Source organism: uncultured Anaerococcus sp. (genome assembly GCF_963510575.1).
In the GTDB taxonomy this organism is placed as follows: domain Bacteria; phylum Bacillota; class Clostridia; order Tissierellales; family Peptoniphilaceae; genus Anaerococcus.
Genome location: NZ_CAUPFR010000085.1, coordinates 1 through 7074, shown reverse-complemented (window position 1 = coordinate 7074; position 7074 = coordinate 1). Strand labels below are relative to the sequence as shown.

The 7074-nt window shown below is 35.2% G+C and carries 6 protein-coding genes; all 6 read right to left on the bottom strand.

Translation table 11 applies throughout. The features are described 5' to 3' along the window. Positions 1–370 precede the first annotated feature (370 nt). The 6 genes from RQ907_RS06700 to RQ907_RS06675 all read right to left on the bottom strand — a co-directional run bounded on the left by RQ907_RS06700 (position 371) and on the right by RQ907_RS06675 (position 6783). A complete protein-coding gene (locus tag RQ907_RS06700) occupies positions 371–910 on the bottom strand; it encodes a hypothetical protein (protein WP_311492606.1) in 540 nt (179 codons plus the stop codon). 78 nt (positions 911–988) lie between these two features. Continuing rightward, entirely contained in the window at positions 989–1891 is a 903-nt protein-coding gene (locus tag RQ907_RS06695) for a class C sortase (RefSeq protein ID WP_311492605.1), read from the bottom strand. After that, positions 1866–2735 carry a class C sortase gene (locus tag RQ907_RS06690; protein WP_399522413.1) on the bottom strand — a complete coding sequence of 290 codons (870 nt, stop codon included), beginning with the start codon at positions 2733–2735 and terminating at the stop codon, positions 1866–1868. The genes RQ907_RS06695 and RQ907_RS06690 overlap by 26 nt, the downstream gene beginning before the upstream one ends. Further along, on the bottom strand, positions 2719–3714 hold the full coding sequence (locus RQ907_RS06685; protein ID WP_311492603.1) for a class C sortase: 996 nt from the start codon (positions 3712–3714) through the stop codon (positions 2719–2721). Before RQ907_RS06685 ends, RQ907_RS06690 begins: the two co-directional genes overlap by 17 nt. 124 nt (positions 3715–3838) lie before the next feature. Further along, complete coding sequence (locus tag RQ907_RS06680) at positions 3839–5671, bottom strand: SpaA isopeptide-forming pilin-related protein (RefSeq protein ID WP_311492602.1); 1833 nt, start codon at positions 5669–5671, stop codon at positions 3839–3841. A gap of 827 nt (positions 5672–6498) precedes the next feature. Then, positions 6499–6783 (bottom strand): GIY-YIG nuclease family protein, encoded by a 285-nt coding sequence (locus RQ907_RS06675; RefSeq protein ID WP_311492601.1) that lies wholly within the window; start codon positions 6781–6783, stop codon positions 6499–6501. Positions 6784–7074 lie beyond the last annotated feature (291 nt).

Below are 7074 nucleotides of genomic sequence, written 5' to 3'. Positions count from 1 at the left end.
GAAATCCCGCCATTTCTATTATATTATTAAAAGGTCTTCACTAAGTTCAAATCCCATGCCTTTCATATTCTCGATTTAAGTAAATTTTTAACTTATCAAACGTAAAACAAACGCAAATTTTTTTACGTTTGCTTTTTTTAAACGTATTTCATTTTAGACCAAATTCTCATCTAATATTTACATCCAAAAAGCTTGAAATCCCGCCATTTCTATTATATTATTAAAAGGTCTTCACTAAGTTCAAATCCCCTTACCTTTCATATTCTCAATTTAATTAAATTTTCAACTTATCAAACGCAAAACAAACGCAAATTTTTTTGCGTTTGCTTTTCCTTTAATTTTTCGCTTTATATCATTTTTAGACTGACTTTTATTCTAAATTCAAAACCCCGTCAGGGGCTGATTCTTTGCCTATGTATTCTACTCTAGTTCTTATTCTTTCCTTGGCCCTGCTTTCCTTAAAGGATTGGTCAGTTTCTTTGATTAGGTAGGATCCTTCTTGGAGATTTTCTATTTTTATCTCTTCTTTTACCCTTGCCTTGTTTTTCTCATACATGGCGTCTGTCATTTTGTCATATTCCTTGCCATCAAAGACTAATTTAGATTTTGAAGAATATTTTGGTTCCTGTCCTAATTTTTTGCTTATTTCCCCTAATGTCATTTTATCCGAATCTTTGGCTAGGCGCATCAAGTCCCAAGGTCCCATTTTCCCATCTTCTATTTTCCAATAGGCGACTTGCCTATGACCTGGAAAAATCAGCGAATCCTCCACTTTTTGATTAATTTTCATACCTATTTTCATCTGATAATCTCCTAGCTTATTTGCATAAGACTTGACTAGGAAAAATAAGGTTACTAGTACTACTACGCCACAAAGGCCCATAGTTTTTTTATTAAAAATCTTTTTCATACTTCCTCCTTTTTCCTTAGTTTAACACTTCTTGTGTAAAATTTAGATAAAAAAAACTTATAGGGCTATTTTTTAACCCTATAAGCTTTCTGTTTTTTTATAAAATCCTGCCTTTAATCTTTTTGCAAATCTTTGGCCTGTATAAATTATTGCCAAGATTCCGCCTATGGCTCCTATGAAGGTAAAAAACTTGGTTATTTTTACTATGCTATCTCCTGCCTTGGAGTCATTTTCACTAGCAACATATTCCCCAGATGGGAGTTTAAATTCATCTGCTGGACCAGATTCGTCTCTGACTGCATTTACCAAAAGCCTGTTTGGTCTTGGTGGCAAAAATGGACTACAGGTGAGGAGAGTAATCATGTCTAAATCCCCCCTTGGGGCGAGCTTACTCCAATCGTATGGCCCTATGACTTCCTTGTCACTTACAACATAGCGCATGGTTTCCTTAGCTCTTTCTATATAAATATAGTCCCCACTTTCAAGTTCGTCCACATACAAAAACATGGTATCGCCCCACCAACCCCTGTGGCCAGCGATGGCAGACCTTGTGCCTTTTCCACCAATAGGAATAGATGTTCCTGCCACTTGGGCAACGCCCTTTGAAATATGTTCATAAGTCGCATCCAAATATAGGGGCAAATACTTATCTAGTTTTGGTATGGATAAGTAGGCAAATGGTGTGTTGGTTGACCTAAACATCTGGTACTTGTTTTTGTAATCGTCTGTTGTAAAAGGGTCTTCTACATTTAGGTCATTTTTCTTAATTTGTTCATTATAGGTCTCTGCTTTTTTGTTTTCTTCTTTTATTTCATCTTCAGACTTGCTGGCTTCGATTTTTTCAAAGGCTTTTTTCTCACTTTGAGCCACCATATCGTGATAAAACCTCAAAACCAAGGGACTAGTTAAAAGCAAAAGCCCAAGCAAAATTAATATATATCCACAAAAGGATTTTTTAGTTAATTTGATTTCTTTCTTCAATTTCTCTTAGCTCCTTACTTAGGGTATCAGTCCTTTTCTTTTCTCTAAAGAGTGTCAAAGTCAGTATAATTATTATCGGTATAAGGACCAAAACCATCCTGAAAAAGTCTATCCTTGCCCTAGGTGTATTGGCAACACCATCGTCAATAGCCTCCTGATATGGAATCCTCACCCCACGCACCAAAAGCCTGTGAGAGTTAATCATATAGGGCGTACAGGTCAAAAGAGTAGCATAGTCCTTTTTTTCAACAACAAGGACCGGTTCAAAGTTCGATGGCTCTACAACCTGGATCTTATCAACCTTGTAGGCAATAGTTTCCTTGATATTGGTAATATAAAATATATCCCCATAGGCAAGTTGGTCCAAGTTCCTAAAAAGTTTGGCATTTGGTAGACCCCTGTGGGCAGTAATAACAGTATGGGTAGATTTGCCGCCTATTGGCAAACTTGTACCCTCCAAGTGGCCTGCACCCTTTTGCAAAACATCTTCACTTGTACCAGCACGGATAGGAATATCCACCCTTATCTTTGGGATTTTGATATGGCCGACCATCTCCTCAACTTCAAGCATCCTGGCATATTCAGCACGACCAGCTTTTTCCATTTCGGTATAAGGGTCGGCAAGCCTTGAAGGATCGAGGGTACGGTTGTAAGCCTCAGCTAGCGCCATCCTCCTATCAAGGTCTTCTGGAGAAAGCTCTTTAGCAGCCTTGGTGAAAGTAATTACTTCGTCTTCCGCCTTGATTTCATAATATTTCTGGCTTATCAAGGGATAGGAGAAAATCAAAAGTCCTAGGACGAAAATCGCCATATAAACTAATCTATTTCTAGTCTTCTTGGACATAGTCATCATCCTCACCTGCTAGATTATCAAATAAATCTCCTCGGCCAGATAAATTCTTAGGTCTAGTTTTTATGAATCCACCCTTGGTAAATTCGCTAATTTTCTTGAAATACTTTTTGTTATCACGTCTTAGTTTCAAAATCAAAATTATTAAGATTAAGATTAGGATAAGTGATGCAAAGAATAGCATTCTGAAAATCCAGTTATTCCTGTTTTCCCTAATAGATTCCTCATCAACTGCCGGTACATAAGGGACTCTGTGACCCCTTACAATAAGCCTGTGGGTATTAATCATGATTGGGGTACAGGTCAAAAGAGTCGCATAATCGTGGCCCGGACTAATCATCAAATCTTCAAAGTTAGAAGGTTCAATTACCTTTATCTGGTCGACTTGGTAGGCGATGATACCCTCGATATTTTCGATATAAAACTTATCTCCGATCTCTAATTCATTTAAGTGGGTAAAAAGTGTCGCCTCAGGCAAACCTGAATGGGCTGTCAAAACTGTATGGGTAGAGTTACCACCAATAGGAAGGGAAGTTCCCTCCAAATGGCCAACACCCTTTTGGAGAATATCCTCACTAGTACCTGCATATATAGGTAGCTTTTGGTTAATCTTTGGTATATCAACAGTACCAATCATCTCCTCAACCTCAAGCATACGAGCGTATTCCTTACGGCCTTCCTCGTGCTTTTTCCTAGTATAAGGGTCAGATGCAATCTTACCTGTAAGAGACTCGTTATAGGCCTTGGCAAGATTTATCCTCCTGTCGATTTCCTTAGTATCAAGCTTTTTGACCTCTTTAGAGAAGATCTCCACCCTCTCATTAGAATCAATACGGTAATATAGCCTTGAAATTAAGGGATACATCATCACCAAAAATCCAAGCAAAAAAATTAGCCTAAAGAGCCAACGTGACTTTTTCTTATTAACTTTTTTTCCTTTGGTATTTTTTCCTTTAACCTTTTTCTTAGCCATAATCTTCCTTTATGTAAAAAGAGCAAACGCCCTGCTGTCTTTTATATTTTACTATAAGATTTAAAAAGCTCATTAAACCTACACATGTAAAATAAGGACCCCTCAAATGAAGGATCCTTCATATTTATACTCTTTGTAATCTCTCACCACTCTTAACAAGTTTAATACCCATTGCTAAAAGAATTAAACCAAGGATAGCCATGATAATAATTTTAATATCACCAGTCTTAACAATCATATCAGTATTCTTCACAATCGTAGTTATATTCCCAGGTACATATTTGGTTGTAATAGTATTTTCCTTGCTAACAATTTTCACAGGTGGGCAAGTCATATTCACAATCTTTTTAGCAGGTAGTAAACTACTAGCAGCATCTACAGTAAATGGAATAAGATCCCTTGTAATAATATGGTTTTTTGGCGCTTCAACTTCTCTAAGAGCGTAATCCCCATAAGGAAGTCCATCTATAGAAAATTCACCATTATCCTTAGAAGTTAGGGAAACCACCTTGCCATTAACAAGGACTCTCTCATAACCAACACCAGATTTTTTCATCAAAATAAACTTAGCACCAACAAGCCTCTTCTCTTCCTTGGAACAATCAATCTTAACAAAGTTATAGCCACCCCTTGGGGTTTTTACAGGTGGTGGTGGTATTATGAGTTCATTTTTGATAACCAAAATTCTTAATTTACCATCTTTATCCACAGCATTAAAATTATTAACCTTAAAATCTTCTTTAATATCGGCTTTTTTATAATTTTTTGGAGCTTCAACTTCCTTGATAGTATATTCACCATTTGCCAAATTAGTTATATTGAGAATACCACCGTTTTTAGTTACAAGCTTAGCCTTGCCATTAGGGTCTTGCTCATAACCAACACTTGTTTCCTTGAAATTAAGCTTAGTTCCATCTTTTTTATAAAGTTCAAAAACAGCTCCATTTAAAGCCTCGCCAGTATCCTTATCAACCTTTTTAAGAATAGGAGTAGGCTTATTCTCAACTGTATCAGATTCCCCTAGTTTTAGATTCTTGGAAACTTTTCCTTTATTACCTTCTTCTGGATAACCAGGCGCTGGTTTTATTTCCTTAAAATAATAAATACCTTCTGGAAGATTTTGTACTACAATCTCTCCACCATTCCAAGTTTCAAGAACAGTAGTTTTTCCTTGTTCTTTATAAATATAGTTGCCTCTGCTACCCTCGACATGTACAGGGTTTGAATCGCCTTTTTTATAAAGCTCAAACTCTGCCTTATCAAGCTTAATATCCTTGTTATTAGCATCAACTTTGATAAGTTTAATATCTTTTGGCTTAACTTTAACTTTTTGCTCTTCTTTGGCAACGACAGCTAAAACATTACCGGTCATTCCTTCTCCAGGAATCTTTACAACTTGGGTAACAAGTTTTTTATTAGGAATATTTTTGGACTCGTCAGTTTCTTTAATTAGATAATATCCAGCATCAAGATCCTTAAGTTCAATCTTTTCATTATCTAAATCTAAATTATCAAGTTTAAAGTCCTTAATATCCTTAGGATTAATATTATCATAGGCCTTATCACCATAGACATACTTGCTCTTCTCAGATGGGATCACTTTATCAAGCTTCTTATCATCCTTAAGCTTCTTTTCAGTCTCTGCTATACTTAGGCCATCAAAATCCTTGGCAAATTTAAGCCTATCTTCATCAGTCATATCCTTATCGACCTTAAGTTTATAAACCTTAACTTCCCTATGAGAAGCCTCTATAGCCTGACCCTTTTCCAACTTATCTTTTAATTCCTTTTTATTATTAATTGTTATATCAATACTAATAGAGTACTTAGCCGAACTCTTATCCTCTTTTTTTGTATTCTCCTTAGCCAAAGCACCGCCGCAAGGAAGGAAAATCCCCACAACCATGACCAAAGCCAATAAGAAAGATATGTACTTAGCCTTAAGTATATTTTTCATAATTCCTCCAAGAATCCAAAAACCAAGGCAACATCAAAAGCCAAGGAAAAACACAGTAAATTTGCATTTTATTATAGTTTTTGTAATATATTTGATTTTAAAAATAAATATAATAATTTTCTTCTAGTTATAACTATTATATCACAAAAGCTTTGAAAATACTATGAAAAATAATAGATAAATCAAGTTTTTTGGACAAAAAACAAAAATAATCCCAAGTATTAATAGTAATAGAAAATAAAATTCAAATAAGGAAAATAAATATAAAATTCAATTTTACTATTTCTGCAAATTAAAATTTATTTTAAAAATTCTGTAAAGAAAAGAATCTCACATTTTTATAACCATACCTTTTAAGTTAATCACAAAAAATCTCAAACCCTCAACCCGTCTCGAACGGATGCAAGCCCGTCGTCTCGTGGAGACGAAAAACCTCTATCGTTCCCTACATAATAGGTTCCGTAAATACACCGTTATTATCTATATAAATTAAGATCATCATAATATCCCGATGCTTCCACAAAATCCCATTCCATAGATAATAATAGAGACCTCTCGTCGCTGCGCTCAGTTTACCTCGAGCCTAGTCGAGAGGAGGTGGGAGAATTTTTTCTTTCCCTTGTGTTTGAAATACATAGACTTTCAAAAGTCCCCTAAATTCTTTTTTTTACAATTCCTACAAATATTAATTAAGATATATGAAAAACCAAGAAAAACTCAAACCCACCACCCGTCTCGACCGACTGAAAGGAGTGGAGAGACCTCTATAGTTCCCTACATCATGGTTTCCGTTAATGCATCGTTATCAGCTCTATAAAACACCCTCACTAAAATAAATCATAATACAATTCTCTAAAATAAGAATTATCCTTCTCTATCAAAGCATACTTCTTTTCTCGACTATATTTTTTTATCTGTTTCTCCCTGGCCCTTGATTCGTAAAAATCATCTCCACATTCAAAGTAAACAAGCTTTGTTATATTATATTTTGCAGTATGAGAATCTGGATCAACATGGTTCTTATGCTCCCACACTCTTTTTCTCAAATCATAAGCATGGCCAACATAAAATCTTTCATTGCTTTTATTCATAAGTATATAGACATAATACATAAACCCCTCCTGTATTTCTTTTATTATATATGATTTCTCCTAATAATTGAAATGTTTGTAATAATAAGTAATGATATGATCAATTAAAAAAACACGATGCATCCACAAAATCTCATTCCAAAGATAATAATAGAGACCTCTCGTCGCTCCGCTCTGTCGAGGTGGGTGGATTTTTTCTTTCTCCAGCCTTTGTAAGACATAGACTTTCAAAAGTCCCCTAAATTCTTTTATTACATTTCCTACAAATATTAATTAAGATATATGAAAAACCAAGAAAAACTCAAACCCACC

Bases quoted from the DNA above. Each gene is read 5' to 3' on its own strand.
- RQ907_RS06690 (WP_399522413.1), bottom strand. From the start codon at position 2,735: ATGTCCAAGAAGACTAGAAATAGATTAGTTTATATGGCGATTTTCGTC.
- RQ907_RS06675 (WP_311492601.1), bottom strand. From the start codon at position 6,783: ATGTATTATGTCTATATACTTATGAATAAAAGCAATGAAAGATTTTAT.
- RQ907_RS06700 (WP_311492606.1), bottom strand. From the start codon at position 910: ATGAAAAAGATTTTTAATAAAAAAACTATGGGCCTTTGTGGCGTAGTA.
- RQ907_RS06685 (WP_311492603.1), bottom strand. From the start codon at position 3,714: ATGGCTAAGAAAAAGGTTAAAGGAAAAAATACCAAAGGAAAAAAAGTT.
- RQ907_RS06680 (WP_311492602.1), bottom strand. From the start codon at position 5,671: ATGAAAAATATACTTAAGGCTAAGTACATATCTTTCTTATTGGCTTTG.